Source organism: Anaerolinea thermophila (assembly GCF_020723905.1).
Lineage (GTDB): Bacteria > Chloroflexota > Anaerolineae > Anaerolineales > Anaerolineaceae > Anaerolinea > Anaerolinea thermophila_A.
Map to the genome: position 1 here is coordinate 51,968 of NZ_DYHZ01000004.1, position 14,026 is coordinate 65,993.

The following is a 14,026-nucleotide window of genomic DNA, read 5'->3' on the forward strand; positions in this document are numbered from 1 at the left end:
TCGGTTCAGACCTGAATACCGCTCAAACGGTAGTAGGTACTGCTGGTCACCAGCACCATGTACAAACCGCTCCACACCAGCGACAGAATACTGCCGCCCGCGCCACCCAGCATGATCAGACTCAACAGGGTGACGAGGAAAATGGGAAGCCCACCCAGCGCCGCCGCTACCGCCGCCACGCGGAAAAGCAGGCGCGACCGCCGTTTACGCACCGCCCAGCGCACCGCCTCGGCGATGAAGAACCCCGCCACAGGCGCAATGAAGATGGTAAAGAACCCCATGAACTGCGCCACCCACGACCCCAGCAAACTGATGAGTCCCGCAAGGAAGAACGCCAGCGGGTAATCCCACCACTGCGAAGTCTCATAAACTTTTTGCTGCCCGCGGATGCACTCCGGACAGCGGTAGCCGGTGGGGGTCAGCACAGCACAGGAGGTGCAGATGTAGCGGTCACAGCGAGAACAGCGCAGAAGGGTCTCGCGATCGGGGTGACGGTAACACACCGTCTGGGGAAGGCCTGGCATTTCACTCATGAACGGGCTCCAGTAGCGGGGTTTTGCTCCATATAAGCGGTGATGTTGCGGTAGAAGTAACCGGGGTCTTCAAACCGCACAAAATGGACGGTCAAATCGGACGCCTGCACGCTCACCTGATCGCCATCCGCCAGCGGCAACGGGGGATGTCCATCCACGCTCACCACGGCATCGTGGTCGGCGTCAATGAGGACGCGCAGTTCCACGCACGCCCCCTGAGAGAGGATGATAGCGCGATCCATGGACAGGTGCGGCGCAACGGGGATGAGCAGGATGTTGCGCAGTTCCGGCGGCATGATGGGACCGCCCGCCGCCAGCGCGTAAGCGGTGCTCCCCGTGGGGGTGGCGGCAATCACCCCGTCGGCTACGTAGGTGGTGAGGGTGTAGCCATCCACGCATGCCTGCACATGGATGGGGCGCACGAACTTTCCGCGGCACACCACCACCTCGTTCAGCACCAGCCAGTTGCCCAGCGAGGTATCACCGCGCCACAACTCGGCTTTGAGCATCATGCGCTCTTCCAGGCGGTACCTGCCCTGCAGGAGCAAATCCATCCCCTGCCGCCATTCGTCCTTGCGAATCTCGGTGAGAAAGCCCACCCTGCCCATGTTAATGCCCAGGACGGGGATGTTCAACGGCGCACACAGATGCCCCGCCCTCAGCATGGTGCCATCACCGCCCAGCGCAATTAACAGATCAAACTCCCTGCGTTGCAGGCGTTCCAGCAGCATTTTATCCAGAAAACTGCCCCCCACCACCAGCGGAACTCCGGCATCCTTCAGGTACTGCGTCAGCGGTTCAACCTGTTCCAGCGCGCCGGGGGTGGCAGGGTATGCCAGAATCAACATGCTCTGCGGGATGGGAAGATGACTGTCCATAACAGGTACTATTATATTGTACGCAGGGCAGGGGAGCAAACCCATTTTTGCCCGGTTGTGGAACGATACGGGCAGGCACGCGCTCCGGCAAACTCGCTGCGCTTCCGGGTGTCGTCCCTGCGCGCCAAACGCCCTCAAAGGGACGGGACTTCCGGCGAATGGGGGACAAAATCGTGACCAGACAAATCATTTTCTTTACAACTCCATCCTTCTTCATCCCCCCTTAACCTTTCTTTCGTAAAATCAATCAAAACCCGCTTCGCAGAAAGGACTTGGTTTATACTTATGTCCATGATGGTGAAACGTCTCCAACTGGCATTGATTCACACCGCCGTGGCGGTGACCCTTGTCCCCATCAACAGCACGCTCAACCGCGTGATGATTAAAGAACTGGGTATTTCAGCGGCGCTGGTAGCACTGCTGGCGTCACTCCCTTACGTGTTTTCCCCCCTGCAGGTGATCATCGGCTCCTATTCTGACCGTCATCCTGTGCTGGGACTGCGGCGCACCCCGTACATCGTGCTGGGTTTGCTCTTCTGCGCCGTCGGCGTGGTACTGGCGCCGCTGGCGACGGTGGAGATTCCCGTTCAGCCCATCCTGGGGCTGATCCTGACTCTGCTGGTGTTCATGGCATGGGGAATGGGCTTCAACCTTGCCAGTGTGTCTTATCTGGCGCTGGCTTCGGAAATCTCCGGCGAAAAGGGGCGCTCCCGCACCGTTGCCATCATGTGGGTGATGATGGTGGTGGGCATCATCCTCACCGCGGCGACACTGGGCGGTATGCTGGAGCGCTTCGATTACGCGGCGCTGAACCGCGCCTTCCTCACCGTAGCGGCAGGCGCACTGGCGCTGGGCACGCTGGGGCTGATCGGACTGGAAAAGAAAGTCTCCGGACAGTCTGCCACCGTCTCACCGGATGAAGAACGCGAGTCCTGGCAGAGCATCTTCCGCAAAGTGTTTGCCAACCCGGAAGCGCGCCTGTTCTTTGGTTACCTGCTTCTCCTGTTGACTGCCCTGCTCGGGCAGGACATCCTGCTGGAACCCTACGCCGCCGAGGCCTTCAATCTTGCGGTCTCCGCCACCACCCGCATCACCTCCATCTGGGGCGGTGTGATGCTCATCGCCATGCTGGTGACGGGCTTTCTGGAAACCCGCCTTGCCAAGAAGACGCTGGCGCGTGTGGGTGGATGGGTAGGCGTGCTGGGTTTTGCCCTGATTGCGGTTTCGGGCTTGCTGGCTCAGCGCGGCATGTTCTACGGCGGGGTGGTGTTGCTGGGAGCCGGCACGGGAATCGCCACCATCTCCAACCTCTCGCTCATGCTGGATATGACTACCAGACGGGTGGGGCTGTACATCGGCGCATGGGGAGTTGCCAGCGCGCTGGCGCGCGTGGTGGGCAACCTGCTCTCCGGCGTGTTGCGCGATGCCGTCAACCTGATGAGCCAGAACCCTCTGGCGGGCTATCTGACCGTGTTCGTCCTGCAGGGGCTGTTTTTGCTCATCTCGCTCTTCCTGCTTTCCCGCGTGGACGTGCACCGTTTCCAGGAACGCGAACGGCTGACCTTTGTCGAACGCGCCGCCATTGCGGGCGACCTTTCCTGAATCATTCATCCACACCTGGAGGGGAAACATGCCTTCTGAAAATCCAGCCATCGGGTACATCGTCGGGGGAAACCTCAAAACGGCTGTGCGCGCCCGCCTGACCGTCCCCACGCGGGATGTTCAGGAAGGGGCTTTTGTGGTGATTGAAGACGGCGATTTCAAGTTCTACGGCTCGGTAACCGACATCCAGCTGGGCTCCACGAATGAGCGCTTTGCCGATGAACAGAGCGAACAGCGCCTGCCCGCCGACCTGGCAAAACTGCTCCACGGACAGACCCTCTACACCACGCTGGAGATCATGCTCTCGCAGATGGTGCACAGTCCCGAGGGGCTCACACAGCCGCTCTTCAGCGGTCCGGTGCCGGTCAAAACCATCCCCTCGCACCATGCCACGGTGCGTCTGGCGGGTGAGGGCGATTTTGCCGAAATCTTTGGCGACCCCCACGCGCCGGGCAACCTCGTCATTGGCTACAACCGCGAACAGGGGCACCCCATCCCGGTTAAACTGGGGGAACTGGTCAAGCGCTCCTCGGGAGTGTTTGGCGCCACCGGCACGGGCAAATCCTTCCTCACCCGCATCGTGCTGGCGGGCATCATTCAGCACGACGTTGCCGCCTCGCTGATTTTCGACATGCACAACGAGTACGGGCCCAACGGCATTGACTCAGACCGCAACCAGGCCGTGCCAGGCTTGCGCCAGAAGTTCCCCGCCAAAGTGCGCCTGGTGGGGCTGGGCAAAACCACCCTCATCAACGGCATGCAGGTGGATTTCTCGCTGGAAATTGGCGAAGAAGATATTCAACCCGGCGACATCGAAATGCTTACCCGCGAACTGAACCTCAAAGAAACCACCCCCGCCACCCTCTCCGCTCTGGAGCATCAGTTTGGCAAAAAATGGTTCTCGGCATTTAAAAACATGGAAGTGGGCACGAAAATAGAAGGAGAGGATGGCAAACCCATACCCGCGCCCAACAGCGTGGAATACTGGGCGAGAGAAGCCGGGGTGAACGAGATGGCGGCGGTGGCACTGCACAGCAAACTCCAGCGCGTTTTCCGCCTGCCATACATCGTCCCGAAGCCTGCCGCCGACCCGCTCAATGCCCTGCTGGAGCATCTGGAAAAAGGGCATCATATCGTCCTCTCCTTCGGTGAATACGACCGCGACCTGGATTACCTGCTGGTGACCAACATCCTCACGCGGCGCATCCGCGAGGCGTGGCAGGAGAAGACCGATACGTATCGTGCCAGCCCGCAAACAACGAAACAGCCCCGCCAGTTGCTCATCGTGGTGGAAGAAGCCCATAAACTGCTCAGCCGCGAGATGGCGTCGCAGACCATCTTCAGCACCATTGCCCGCGAACTGCGCAAGTACTACGTCACCCTGCTGATTGTGGATCAACGTCCCTCGCAGATTGACGATGAGGTGATGTCTCAACTGGGCACGCGCATCTGCGGCTGGCTGGGCGATGATTCCGATATTCAGGCGGTGCTCTCCGGCTTGCCCGGGAAAGACGCTCTGCGCGGTTTCCTCTCCCGCCTGCAACCCAAAGAGGAAGCCATGATGATGGGCTGGGGCATTGCCACTCCCATCCCCTTCCGCACCCGCAAATACGATGAGCATTTCTGGAAAGACCTGCAGGGAGACAGATTCAAAAAGCAGAGCGAATCGGACTTAATCAAAGCCCTCGGCATTCGCGACTCGGATTAAGACGGACGGGTTTGCCCACAGCACCCGCCCGCGGGAGGTGACCATGATTTCAGAAGGTGAGATTTTTGTGCGCGTGCTGGTAGCCGCGCTTCTGGGCGCGGTGATCGGCGTTGAGCGGGAAATCAGCAACCAGCCCGCGGGGATGCGCACGCACATCGTGCTGGTAACGGGCGCGGCGCTTGCCATGACCCTCTCCATCAACCTCTCCATGCAGTTTTCCGGCAGCGCTCCCGGCGGCGACCCGGCCCGGCTGGCGGCGCAGGTGCTTTCGGGCATCGGTTTTCTGGGGGCGGGCGCCATCCTGCGCTTTGGAGCAACCATCAAAGGTCTGACCACCGCCGCCTCGCTGTGGACGATGGCGGTGGTGGGGCTGGCAACCGGCGCCGGCTATTTTGGCATAGCCGGTGGGGTGACTGCGCTCCTGCTGGTGGTGCTCACCCTGATTAATCTGCTGGAAGACCGCTACATCAACCCCAACGTTACTGTGGAATTCACCATCGTCATTGAGGATGAGCCGGGGGTAGTGCCGAAAATTCGCGCCATTCTGCAGGAAAACAGCCGCGCGCTGGAAGCGTTCCGCCTGCGCCATCATGTCCGCCATCAACGTTTTCGGGTGGATGCCATTGTGCGCCTGCGCCGGAACGATGACGTGGAGGCGCTTCATCAAAAGTTAAGCGAACTCAAAGGGGTAAAGATCGTCCGCTATCTCTAGCCGTGTGGGCTGGCTGAAAGCCTGTCCGGGGTATGCCCACGCGCCCTGCCTTTTAAAACCACTGGAACTGGCAAACAAAAAGGGCTGTTCGATGAACAGCCCTCTGGAGATTTCGCTGCCTGATTCAGACGACTCAGGCGGCTTTGGCTTTTTCGACCACTGCGGCAAAGGCTTTGGGATCGCGCACCGCCAGATTGGCGAGCACTTTGCGGTTCAGGGCAATCCCGGCCTGCTTCAGAGCATGGATGAACTGACTGTAGGTCATGCCGTTCAGGCGCGCCGCGGCGTTGATACGGGCAATCCACAGTTTGCGCATATCGCGCTTGCGCACACGGCGATCGCGCGTGGCATACCACAGGCTCTTCAGCATTGCCTCATTGGCGCGGCGGAACAGGCGATGCCGCGTGCCAAAGTAGCCTTCCGTCATCTTCAAAATCTTCTTGTGTCGCAGATGTCCTTTCGGACCACCTTTTACACGTGCCATGTTTTACTCCTTTGCGAACCCCCGGGCGCCGGTCTGATGACCTGTTGCGAACACCCGACAGCCGCTCCCAAAAAAAACCGAAAACGACGAACTGCCCTGCAGGCGATTAATCCTGCTTCTTCAGATAGGGAGCCAGGCGCTCAATACGCTTGATAATGCCCTCTCCCTGAACGGGAAGCATTTCCGTGAACAGGGCTTTGGTGCGCTTGGAGGTGCGGCGGCGCAGGTGGCTCTTGCCGCCCTTGGTGCGCACCAGCACACCCGACCCGGTCAGGCGAAAGCGTTTGCTGGTCGCCTTGTGGGTCTTCAACTTAAATTTTCCGGGTTTAACTTTGCGTGGCACAGCGAAACTCCTTCTTTTCTAAAAAACTTGCTTAAATAAAAAGTCACACGTTTGCTCGCGCGAGGGCGGATTATACTACGGAATCGCTCCCATGGGGAGAGATTCCGCCCCGATTCACCGGGATTTCACCACCAGAGGGAGATGCCCGCCCTCACCCGCCGGATGGACGCGGCGGGCGCACCCGATCGTACACCCAGCCGCCCACCAGCACCAGCGCGCTCAAGCCTGCAATCAACGCGCCCATTGCCGGCAGAGAAAGCCGCCCGCCCAGATGCAGATAACGGCTGAGGTACCACTGCAGGAACACCGCCAGGAAGATGCCTTCAACCGCCAGAATGCGCCACAGCCAGCGGTCTGCGGTACGACGGGCAAAATCCAGCGCCCAGCCCACCGCCAGCCCCGCCAGCGGCAGGAGCAGCAACCGGTAGCGCGGATTGTCGGTCATATCGCCGCCGCCGCGCAGGGCAGAGATGAGCGCCCACGCCCAGAACGCCCCCGCCGCCCACAAAATCAGCCGCCGGTCTTCCTCTTTCGAAGTTCTCCACCCCGCCAGAAGACTGTACACCAGCAAAGGCGCCAGCGCATACCATCCCGCCGAGCGCAGGAGAATGACGATCTTTGCCAGCGGAATGGCAGGCTCCACCAGCGCGGCAGGGAAAACCGGCTGTGCCAGCCCGTAGCCCACAATGGTCGGCACAATGTAGCGTTCGCCCACATCGGCGATAAACGCCGCCAGGCGCCCCGAGGCTCTCAGAGTCAGCACGCGGTCGTACACCGCCGCCTCGCGGAACCAGCCCCATGTCAGCACAAACGCCACCCCGCCCGCCAGCAGAATGCCGATCCAGCCCAGCGCCTTCCAGCCCCTGCCCGGGTGCCGCGCGGTGAACTCCAGCCACGCCAGCAGAATCAGAATGCCAGCGGCGAATACCGCCGAGCGGGTGGAGATGAACAGCATCCCCGCAAGGGCGAGCAAGCCCGCCGTCACCGCCGCGCGCGGACGCTCCCGCCAGCGGAGGACCAACCACAGCCCCACACACAGCAAGCCCAGCATAAAAGGTTCGCGCATCTGCGAGGCGGTAAAGAACAAACCGTCGGGATAAAGCAGGTAAATCCATACCGCAACCTGCGCCGCCCCTTCCGAAAGCCTTGCCTGTGCGGCGCGGTAGAGAAACGGCACGCCCAGGGCAAAGAACAGCGCGCCCAGAATCAGCACCAGCGCCGGACGGTGAGCATCGGCGCTCAGGGTGCGGTACACCAGCGCACTGATCATCCCCAGTCCGCCGTACTGATCCGAACCCAGTTTCAGACTGGGATTGAAGAGCAGGCGCTCGCCCGAGAGGGCAACCTCGTAGGCTTCGCGGTCGCGGTGATAGGCATCGCGGAAGACGTACCCCGCGTTGTACTCAGGTTCATCGTAACCCCACAGTGGATAGGCAATGCTGAAGAACAGTCCCAGTCCCAGGCGCAGGACGAACGCCAGCGTCATCCACACCGCCAGCATCCTGCCGCCGCCCATCCCGCGCCAGAGCCAGAACAGCGCCAGCGCGCTCCCGCCGATGAGCAGGAAGGAAGCCCCGAAGCCGCGCCAGAACGCCCCCGGGCTGAGCCACGCCGTCAGCACAGAAAGCGCCGCCACCCCGAAAATCAGCCCCGGGATTTTCAGCCCTGTTTTCACCATGTCTCGCCTCCCAGAATGCGCGCCTGACGCGCCTGCCAGTCGTATTGTTCTGCCAGCGCATGCGCCCGCTCCGCCAGCCTGCGGCGCAAACCGGCATCCGCCAGCAGAGGGCGGAGCGCCTCAATCCAGCCCGCCGCATCTTCGGGCGGCGCGAACACAGCCGTGTCCTCATCCAGCACCTCGCGGATGACCGGCAAATCGCTGGAAAGGATGGCGCGCCCCACCGCCAGATAATCGAACAGTTTCATAGGACTGCAAATCTCCGCCGAATTGCCCCCGCTGGAACCGGCAATGCTCTTCCCGTAGGGCATGAGCAAAATATCCGCCGCCGCCTGAACCAGCGGCAAACGCGCCTGCGGGATGAAGCCGGTAAAGGTCACGTTGGCAAGGGCTCGTTCCTGCGCCAGACGGCGGTAGGACTGCACATCCTCTTCCCGTCCGCCCGCCCAGAGGAACTGCGCCTGCGGAAACGCCTGCGCCAGCGCCAGGAACAACTCGCCGCCCCGCCCGGCGTAGAGATGCCCGCTGCACCCCACGGTGACGCCCTCTGCCAGTCCCAGTTGCGCCCGCGCCGAGGGCGGGTCGGGCAGGTCGCGGTAGCGGTCAAGGTCCACCCCGTTGGGCGCAATCACCACCTGATGCTCCGGCAGGCGCACGGCAAAGCGCGCCTCCAGCGCCCGGCGCAGGGCACGGGTGATGCACACCAGACGCCTGCGCCCCGGCAGACGCAGGAAAACGCGCATCCACAGCGGACCCAGTCTGCCGGTGGGCAGATCATGGGCTTCAAACACCGCAGGCATGCCCGACACCAGCGCCATCACTGCCGACTGGATCGCCCAGGTGTAGACCATCTCCGCGCGCTCACGGCGGGCAAGGCGCACCGCCCGCAGGGCAAAATCGTTGCGCTTTGCCAGCGGCAGGGCAGAAAGCCAGCGCACCGGAAAGGGTTGACTCAACCCGTACAGGTCGGCAAGCGTCTCCCAGTCTGTTGCCGGTTTGCCCGGCACGTACAGGGTGACCTCGTGTCCGTTGCGCGCCAGGGCATGGCAAACTTTCATCACCTGAATGCTGTTGGCAGTGATGGACGGCACCTGCGCGGTGGCAATACAGGCAATCTTCACAGGCGCACCTTTGCCCAGACGGGATAATGATCGGAAGGGTACACCCCCTCCCGGTTGCAGCAGGCAACCCCGGCATCCTCCACGGGCATCTCGCGCGAGACCAGCACCCAGTCAATGGCTTGCAGGCGCGGGAGCGTGCCAAAAGCGTGGAAAGTGCCTTCGTTCCTGCCATCGGTGTGGATGGCGCGGTAAGCATCCTGCAGGCGGTGCACCGATGCCCCTTCTCCCAGCAGGGTGCGGTACACGCAGGAACGCTTTCCAGCGTTGAAATCGCCGGTGACCAGCACCCTGAGCGCGGGCGGCAGGGCGTCAATGCGCCGCCGCACCAGTTTTGCCCCTTCCAGGCGCGCCTGCGGCAGGTAATCCAGATGAGTGTTGAACCAGGCAACCTCCGCGCCGCTCAAACAACTGCGCAGGTGCAGGAAAATCGCCGTGCGCACGTAGGCACTCCCCCACGAGCGGCTTCCCGGTATCTCCGGCGTACGGCTGAGCCAGAAAAACTGCCGATCCAGCACCTCAAAAGCGCCGCGGCGCACCAGCGCCACGTTCATCTCCAGCGGTGCGGCGCCGTTTCCACCGCGGCGCACCCCAATCCACTCATAGTCGGGAAACGCCTCGCGTACATCCCGCGCCTGCACATCGTCGTGCACTTCCTGCAAGCCGATCAAATCCGCATCCAGCGCGCGCAGGCAGTCCACCACCACATTGCGGCGGCGGCACCAGGAATATTCGCCGTCCTGCGCTTCGGCTGTGCGCAGGTTAAAAGTCATCAGCGTGAAGGGATGCTCCATCGTTGTTCAGCGCGGCGGGCAGATTCAGTCGGTGAAGACGGGCAAATGTCCCAGCGCAATGATCTGTGCCCACTTGGCGCGTTCGCCCTCGGTGAGAATGGCGGCTTCTGCCACCACTTCGGCGCCGGCTTTCTGCAGGAGCATGCGCATGCCCTGCAGGGTCGAGCCGGTGCTGATCACATCGTCCACGATGATGACCTTCTTGCCCTTCATCATCTCGCGGTCTTTTTCATCGAGATACAGGGTTTGCGGCTGACCGGTGGTGATGGAAAGCGTCTCGGCGCGCAGGGCATCGCCCATGTAGGGCTTGTAGGACTTGCGCAGAATCACGTAAGGCTTGCCGGTTTCCACCGAAAGGGCATGCGCCAGCGGGATGCTCTTGGCTTCGGCGGTGACCAGCACGTCGTAGTCCACTGCCTTCAGTTTTTCCGCCAGGGCGCGGGCGCAAGCCGTCACCAGTTCGGTATCGCCCAGAATGTTGAGGATGGCGATGCGCAAACCGGGCTTGATTTCAAACAAAGGCAGTTCACGATGCACACCGGCAATGTCAATCGGATAGGTTTCGCGTTCGGTCATGGAATTTCACTCCTCCAGATTCAAAGGTAAGGCGCACAGCGCCTGTTTTTGAGCATGGGAAAGGCGTTTAAGTTGACGTTCGCGGCGCATGGCGGCGGCGCGGTCGGGCTGAGGTTCGACATACGCCAGGCGCACCGGCAGGCGGGTGCGCGTGTAACGCGCCCCGCGTCCGGCATTGTGCTGACGGGCGCGCCGATCCGGGTCGGTCGTCCAGCCGGTGTAGTAGGTGCCGTCGGCGCACTCCAGCAGATAGCAGTAACACATGCCCACGCCAGTGCACTCCCCGGTGATGGGTTTAATCGCGTTTGGGACGGATGCCCAGCAGGCGCCCAATGGATTCGCCAAAGCGCGGCATACCGGGCGATTTTTCCTCGCTGGCTTCGGGATACTGATTCTTCAAACGCTGGCTCCACCACGACTGGCGCGCCTGACGCGCCTGCTCAAAGCGGGCGTGCAGGGCTTCGCCATCCTCGCGGGCAATCGCATCGCGAATATCCACCAGCTCGCGGATAAAGTGATCCAGCACCGCCACCAGGGTGGTATGGCTGAAGATTTCGTTTTGTCCCAGTTTGCCCTTCTCGGCAAAGAAGAAAGCGGGTTCGGTCATGCGGGCGTACATCTGCCCGGCAATCTTGCGGATATCCGACCAGCCGGGCTGTCCGGCGGTGGCGTTGACCAGCGCCGCCGAAAGCACCTCCGGTAGCAGGTGACTGGACGCCAGCAACCCGCTCACCTCCACCGCATCGGAGAAGATGGGCTTGGCGCCGAGCATCTCGGCAAGGCTTTCCGCCAGCGTCAGCGCCGAGGAATCGGTTCCGGCGGGCGCGGTGATCATCATGATGGTATCTTTGAACAGGTCTGCCTGAGCCGATGCCGTGCCGCGGTCGCTTTCCAGCAGGTACTTTGCCGCCACCGTCGGCGTAAGAGTGACGAAGTAGCGGTCCTCGCGGGGGAGCGCCTTCTGCGCCCATTCCGTCGAGGCGGCAGGAATGGGAGAGGTATCCACCACGGTACAGCCGGGCTTGAGGTGCGGGGCAATGGCTTCCAGCGTAAAGCGCAGTTCATCGGCGGGCAGGGAGAGGATGACCACATCGGCGTTCTCTACCGCCGCCGGAAGGGTGAAGACCACCTTATCCACCGCGCCCATCTTCTGCGCCATGCGTGCCATGTCGGGGTCTTTATCGTGTCCCACCCGGTAAATTTGCTCCGCGGCGTTTGCCAGACCCAGCCCGAAAGATGCACCGGTTTGATCCAGACCAATCAGGGTAATCTGCACACTCATGGGTTATGCACCTCCATTTCCACAAACTTGCCAGACAGACAGAATGGGACTGCTTTATTCAAGGGAACATCCTCAATTCGGAGAATCAGTACACCAGAGCCCGCAACAAATTGCCAATGGGCGGGTAAAGCAGAGCGCCAAAGACATCAATGCCCACCCACGGCAGGACGAACAGCACCACCATGAGGATGGCAGGTCCCATCGGGCGAATGCGTTCCAGCACCTGCGCCCACGCGGGGGGCAGGAAGAACTCGATGATTTTGTCGCCATCCAGCGGCGCCAGCGGGATGAGGTTGAAGAGCATCAACAGCAGGTTGATGACAATGAAATTCAGCAGGAACTGCGGCAGAAACCCAAAACCACCCAAAGCCTCGCCCACCGAAAACAAACCCACACGGAACGGGATTGCCGCCACCAGCGCCAGCAAAAAGTTGGAAAACGGACCCGCCAGCGAAACGAGCATGTACGCCGCCGGAGAACGCCGGTTGAGGATGTAAGGGTTGACCGGCACCGGCTTCGCCCAGCCAAAACCGACAAAAATCATCATCAGCGAGCCCAGAGGGTCGAGATGTGAAAGCGGGTTAAGCGTTACCCGCCCGTACATGCCGGGAGTAGGATCGCCAAAGGCTTGCGCCGTGCGCGCATGAGCGTACTCATGCAGGGTCAATGCCACCACCAGGGTAATAACACGAGAAATCAGGGAAATAGGGTCTAAATCAAACATGAACACACCGCCTGTATGGAGCGATTATAACATGGGGTATAATGAAGCGCATGCTTCCGGACATTCAATTGAACGATATCGTCACCCTGCGCAAACCGCATCCCTGCGGGGGGTACGAGTGGAAGGTGATTCGCCTCGGCGCCGATATCGGGCTGGAATGTCTGACCTGTGGGCGGGTCGTCCTGCTCTCGCGCCGCGAACTTTCCCGCCGGATGAAGAAAATCCGCTCTGGAGAATCGCATGATCCCACCCCTCCCCGCTGAACCCCGCCGGATTGTATTCCTGTTCTCCGATACCGGCGGCGGACACCGCAGCGCCGCCGAAGCCATCATCGAAGCCCTCGACGCGCTGTATGAAGGACGTATTTCCTGCGAGATGGTGGACTTTTTCAAGGAATACGCTCCCCCGCCGATGAATCTGGCGCCCGAAATTTACCCACCGCTTTCGCGCATGCCTGCCCTGTGGGGCATGGGCTACCGCATCTCCGATGGACCGCGCCGCACGCGGGTGTTCTACTCCGCCATCTGGCCCTACGTGCGCCGCCACATCCAGAAATTGATGGCAGAACACCCTGCCCACCTGTACGTTTCGGTGCATCAGTTGATCAACACCCCCATGGCGCGGGCGCTGGCAGGCACGGGGATTCCGCTGGTGACAGTAGTGACCGACATGGTCACCACGCATGCGGCATGGTACGCGCGCGGCGCCTCGCAGGTCATCGTGCCCACCGAAGAAGCCTTCCGCCGCGGCTTGAACGCCGGCCTGGAACCCCACCAGATGACCGTAGTGGGGATGCCGGTAGCGCTGCGCTTTCAGCGCCTGAGCGAAGCCCGCGAGGACATCCGCCGGCGTCTGGGCTGGGATGAGCGCCTGCCGGTGGCACTGATGGTGGGCGGCGGCGAGGGGATGGGTCCCCTGGAAGACATGGCGCACGCCATTGACGAAGCCCGCCTGCCGGTGGCGTTAGCCATCGTCACCGGTCGCAACCACGCCCTGCGCATGCGGCTGGAACGCCATCCATGGCACATTCCGGCGCATGTGTACGGGTTCGTCACCGAAATGCCCGCCTTCATGCGCGCCGCCGACATCCTCATCAGCAAAGCCGGACCCGGGACAATCAGCGAAGCCTTCATCTCCGGCTTACCCATCCTGCTGTACAGCAAAATGCCGGGGCAGGAAGACGGCAACGTGACCTATGTGGTCGAGACTGGCGCCGGTCTGTGGACGCCCACCCCCGAAGAACTGGTCTCTGCCCTGCGCCGCTGGCTGGAGCGCCCCGAAGAACGCCAGCACGCCGCACAGGTTTCACGTCAACTTGCCCGCCCCGATGCCGCCAGCGAGATTGCCCGCATCCTTGGGCGCTACGCAGGCATTCTCCAGACATAAATTGCCCCGCACGAAGCGGGGCAACGGACTGCGCACCGGGGAATCCTGTTGATTTAGAAGACCATATCGGGTTTCCAGACCTTCCAGACCTTGCCCGCCAGTTCCCGACATTGTCCCTCCTTTCCCCCGGTGCCAGTCCCAGCGGGAACGATTCCCTTTTTCATTGTAGCACATGGACGAAAAAATCCTCAAAACCGTTGACGATTTC

The 14,026-nt window shown here is 61.6% G+C and carries 17 protein-coding genes; 6 read left to right on the forward strand and 11 right to left on the reverse strand.

Features of this window, described 5'->3' with window-relative positions; genetic code table 11:
- Positions 1-5 precede the first annotated feature (5 nt).
- Entirely contained in the window at positions 6-533 is a 528-nt protein-coding gene (locus tag LHF31_RS07005; protein WP_298007975.1) for a hypothetical protein, read from the reverse strand.
- Positions 530-1,411: an NAD(+)/NADH kinase gene (locus LHF31_RS07010; RefSeq protein ID WP_298007973.1), complete on the reverse strand. Its 882-nt coding sequence runs from the start codon at positions 1,409-1,411 to the stop codon at positions 530-532. The genes LHF31_RS07005 and LHF31_RS07010 overlap by 4 nt, the downstream gene beginning before the upstream one ends.
- On the opposite strand from LHF31_RS07010, the gene LHF31_RS07015 reads away from it, so the two are divergent.
- The 4 genes from LHF31_RS07015 (at position 1,400) to LHF31_RS07030 (ending at position 5,433) form a co-directional block, all read left to right on the forward strand.
- A complete protein-coding gene (locus LHF31_RS07015; RefSeq protein ID WP_298007971.1) occupies positions 1,400-1,588 on the forward strand; it encodes a hypothetical protein in 189 nt (62 codons plus the stop codon). The genes LHF31_RS07010 and LHF31_RS07015 overlap by 12 nt on opposite strands.
- A 114-nt stretch (positions 1,589-1,702) precedes the next feature.
- On the forward strand, positions 1,703-3,013 hold the full coding sequence (locus LHF31_RS07020; RefSeq protein WP_298007969.1) for a BCD family MFS transporter: 1,311 nt from the start codon (positions 1,703-1,705) through the stop codon (positions 3,011-3,013).
- Between the two features lie 28 nt (positions 3,014-3,041).
- The gene (locus LHF31_RS07025) at positions 3,042-4,721 is read left to right on the forward strand and encodes an ATP-binding protein (RefSeq protein ID WP_298007967.1); all 1,680 of its coding nucleotides are present in this window, start codon (positions 3,042-3,044) and stop codon (positions 4,719-4,721) included.
- A 43-nt stretch (positions 4,722-4,764) separates the two neighbouring features.
- On the forward strand, positions 4,765-5,433 hold the full coding sequence (locus tag LHF31_RS07030) for an MgtC/SapB family protein (RefSeq protein WP_298007965.1): 669 nt from the start codon (positions 4,765-4,767) through the stop codon (positions 5,431-5,433).
- A 133-nt stretch (positions 5,434-5,566) separates the two neighbouring features.
- Here LHF31_RS07030 and rplT read toward each other — a convergent pair whose 3' ends face one another.
- From rplT to LHF31_RS07075, 9 genes are all read right to left on the reverse strand, one after another.
- Positions 5,567-5,917 (reverse strand): 50S ribosomal protein L20, encoded by a 351-nt coding sequence (gene rplT, locus LHF31_RS07035; RefSeq protein ID WP_298007963.1) that lies wholly within the window; start codon positions 5,915-5,917, stop codon positions 5,567-5,569.
- A gap of 106 nt (positions 5,918-6,023) precedes the next feature.
- Positions 6,024-6,260 (reverse strand): 50S ribosomal protein L35, encoded by a 237-nt coding sequence (locus tag LHF31_RS07040; RefSeq protein ID WP_298007961.1) that lies wholly within the window; start codon positions 6,258-6,260, stop codon positions 6,024-6,026.
- A gap of 151 nt (positions 6,261-6,411) precedes the next feature.
- On the reverse strand, positions 6,412-7,938 hold the full coding sequence (locus LHF31_RS07045) for a hypothetical protein (protein ID WP_298007959.1): 1,527 nt from the start codon (positions 7,936-7,938) through the stop codon (positions 6,412-6,414).
- Positions 7,932-9,059: a glycosyltransferase gene (locus LHF31_RS07050; protein WP_298007957.1), complete on the reverse strand. Its 1,128-nt coding sequence runs from the start codon at positions 9,057-9,059 to the stop codon at positions 7,932-7,934. Before LHF31_RS07050 ends, LHF31_RS07045 begins: the two co-directional genes overlap by 7 nt.
- Positions 9,056-9,850: an endonuclease/exonuclease/phosphatase family protein gene (locus tag LHF31_RS07055; protein WP_303773960.1), complete on the reverse strand. Its 795-nt coding sequence runs from the start codon at positions 9,848-9,850 to the stop codon at positions 9,056-9,058. Before LHF31_RS07055 ends, LHF31_RS07050 begins: the two co-directional genes overlap by 4 nt.
- A 24-nt stretch (positions 9,851-9,874) precedes the next feature.
- Positions 9,875-10,426 carry a phosphoribosyltransferase family protein gene (locus LHF31_RS07060; protein WP_298007954.1) on the reverse strand — a complete coding sequence of 184 codons (552 nt, stop codon included), beginning with the start codon at positions 10,424-10,426 and terminating at the stop codon, positions 9,875-9,877.
- A gap of 6 nt (positions 10,427-10,432) precedes the next feature.
- Complete coding sequence (locus LHF31_RS07065; RefSeq protein WP_298007952.1) at positions 10,433-10,690, reverse strand: GIY-YIG nuclease family protein; 258 nt, start codon at positions 10,688-10,690, stop codon at positions 10,433-10,435.
- Positions 10,691-10,721: 31 nt separating this feature from the next.
- The gene (locus tag LHF31_RS07070) at positions 10,722-11,708 is read right to left on the reverse strand and encodes a prephenate dehydrogenase/arogenate dehydrogenase family protein (protein WP_298007949.1); all 987 of its coding nucleotides are present in this window, start codon (positions 11,706-11,708) and stop codon (positions 10,722-10,724) included.
- Between the two features lie 85 nt (positions 11,709-11,793).
- Entirely contained in the window at positions 11,794-12,432 is a 639-nt protein-coding gene (locus LHF31_RS07075) for a site-2 protease family protein (protein ID WP_298007947.1), read from the reverse strand.
- A gap of 41 nt (positions 12,433-12,473) precedes the next feature.
- On the opposite strand from LHF31_RS07075, the gene LHF31_RS07080 reads away from it, so the two are divergent.
- Positions 12,474-12,695, forward strand: a complete 222-nt coding sequence (locus LHF31_RS07080) for a DUF951 domain-containing protein (protein ID WP_298007945.1) — start codon at positions 12,474-12,476, stop codon at positions 12,693-12,695.
- The gene (locus LHF31_RS07085) at positions 12,673-13,818 is read left to right on the forward strand and encodes a glycosyltransferase (RefSeq protein ID WP_298007943.1); all 1,146 of its coding nucleotides are present in this window, start codon (positions 12,673-12,675) and stop codon (positions 13,816-13,818) included. The genes LHF31_RS07080 and LHF31_RS07085 overlap by 23 nt, the downstream gene beginning before the upstream one ends.
- The last annotated feature ends 208 nt before the right edge of the window (positions 13,819-14,026 follow it).

Coding starts and splice junctions, on each gene's coding strand:
- LHF31_RS07005 (WP_298007975.1), bottom strand. CDS start 533: ATGAGTGAAATGCCAGGCCTTCCCCAGACGGTGTGTTACCGTCACCCC.
- LHF31_RS07015 (WP_298007971.1), top strand. CDS start 1,400: ATGACTGTCCATAACAGGTACTATTATATTGTACGCAGGGCAGGGGAG.
- LHF31_RS07010 (WP_298007973.1), bottom strand. CDS start 1,411: ATGGACAGTCATCTTCCCATCCCGCAGAGCATGTTGATTCTGGCATAC.
- LHF31_RS07020 (WP_298007969.1), top strand. CDS start 1,703: ATGATGGTGAAACGTCTCCAACTGGCATTGATTCACACCGCCGTGGCG.
- LHF31_RS07025 (WP_298007967.1), top strand. CDS start 3,042: ATGCCTTCTGAAAATCCAGCCATCGGGTACATCGTCGGGGGAAACCTC.
- LHF31_RS07030 (WP_298007965.1), top strand. CDS start 4,765: ATGATTTCAGAAGGTGAGATTTTTGTGCGCGTGCTGGTAGCCGCGCTT.
- rplT (WP_298007963.1), bottom strand. CDS start 5,917: ATGGCACGTGTAAAAGGTGGTCCGAAAGGACATCTGCGACACAAGAAG.
- LHF31_RS07045 (WP_298007959.1), bottom strand. CDS start 7,938: ATGGTGAAAACAGGGCTGAAAATCCCGGGGCTGATTTTCGGGGTGGCG.
- LHF31_RS07055 (WP_303773960.1), bottom strand. CDS start 9,850: ATGGAGCATCCCTTCACGCTGATGACTTTTAACCTGCGCACAGCCGAA.
- LHF31_RS07060 (WP_298007954.1), bottom strand. CDS start 10,426: ATGACCGAACGCGAAACCTATCCGATTGACATTGCCGGTGTGCATCGT.
- LHF31_RS07065 (WP_298007952.1), bottom strand. CDS start 10,690: ATGTGTTACTGCTATCTGCTGGAGTGCGCCGACGGCACCTACTACACC.
- LHF31_RS07070 (WP_298007949.1), bottom strand. CDS start 11,708: ATGAGTGTGCAGATTACCCTGATTGGTCTGGATCAAACCGGTGCATCT.
- LHF31_RS07075 (WP_298007947.1), bottom strand. CDS start 12,432: ATGTTTGATTTAGACCCTATTTCCCTGATTTCTCGTGTTATTACCCTG.
- LHF31_RS07080 (WP_298007945.1), top strand. CDS start 12,474: ATGAAGCGCATGCTTCCGGACATTCAATTGAACGATATCGTCACCCTG.
- LHF31_RS07085 (WP_298007943.1), top strand. CDS start 12,673: ATGATCCCACCCCTCCCCGCTGAACCCCGCCGGATTGTATTCCTGTTC.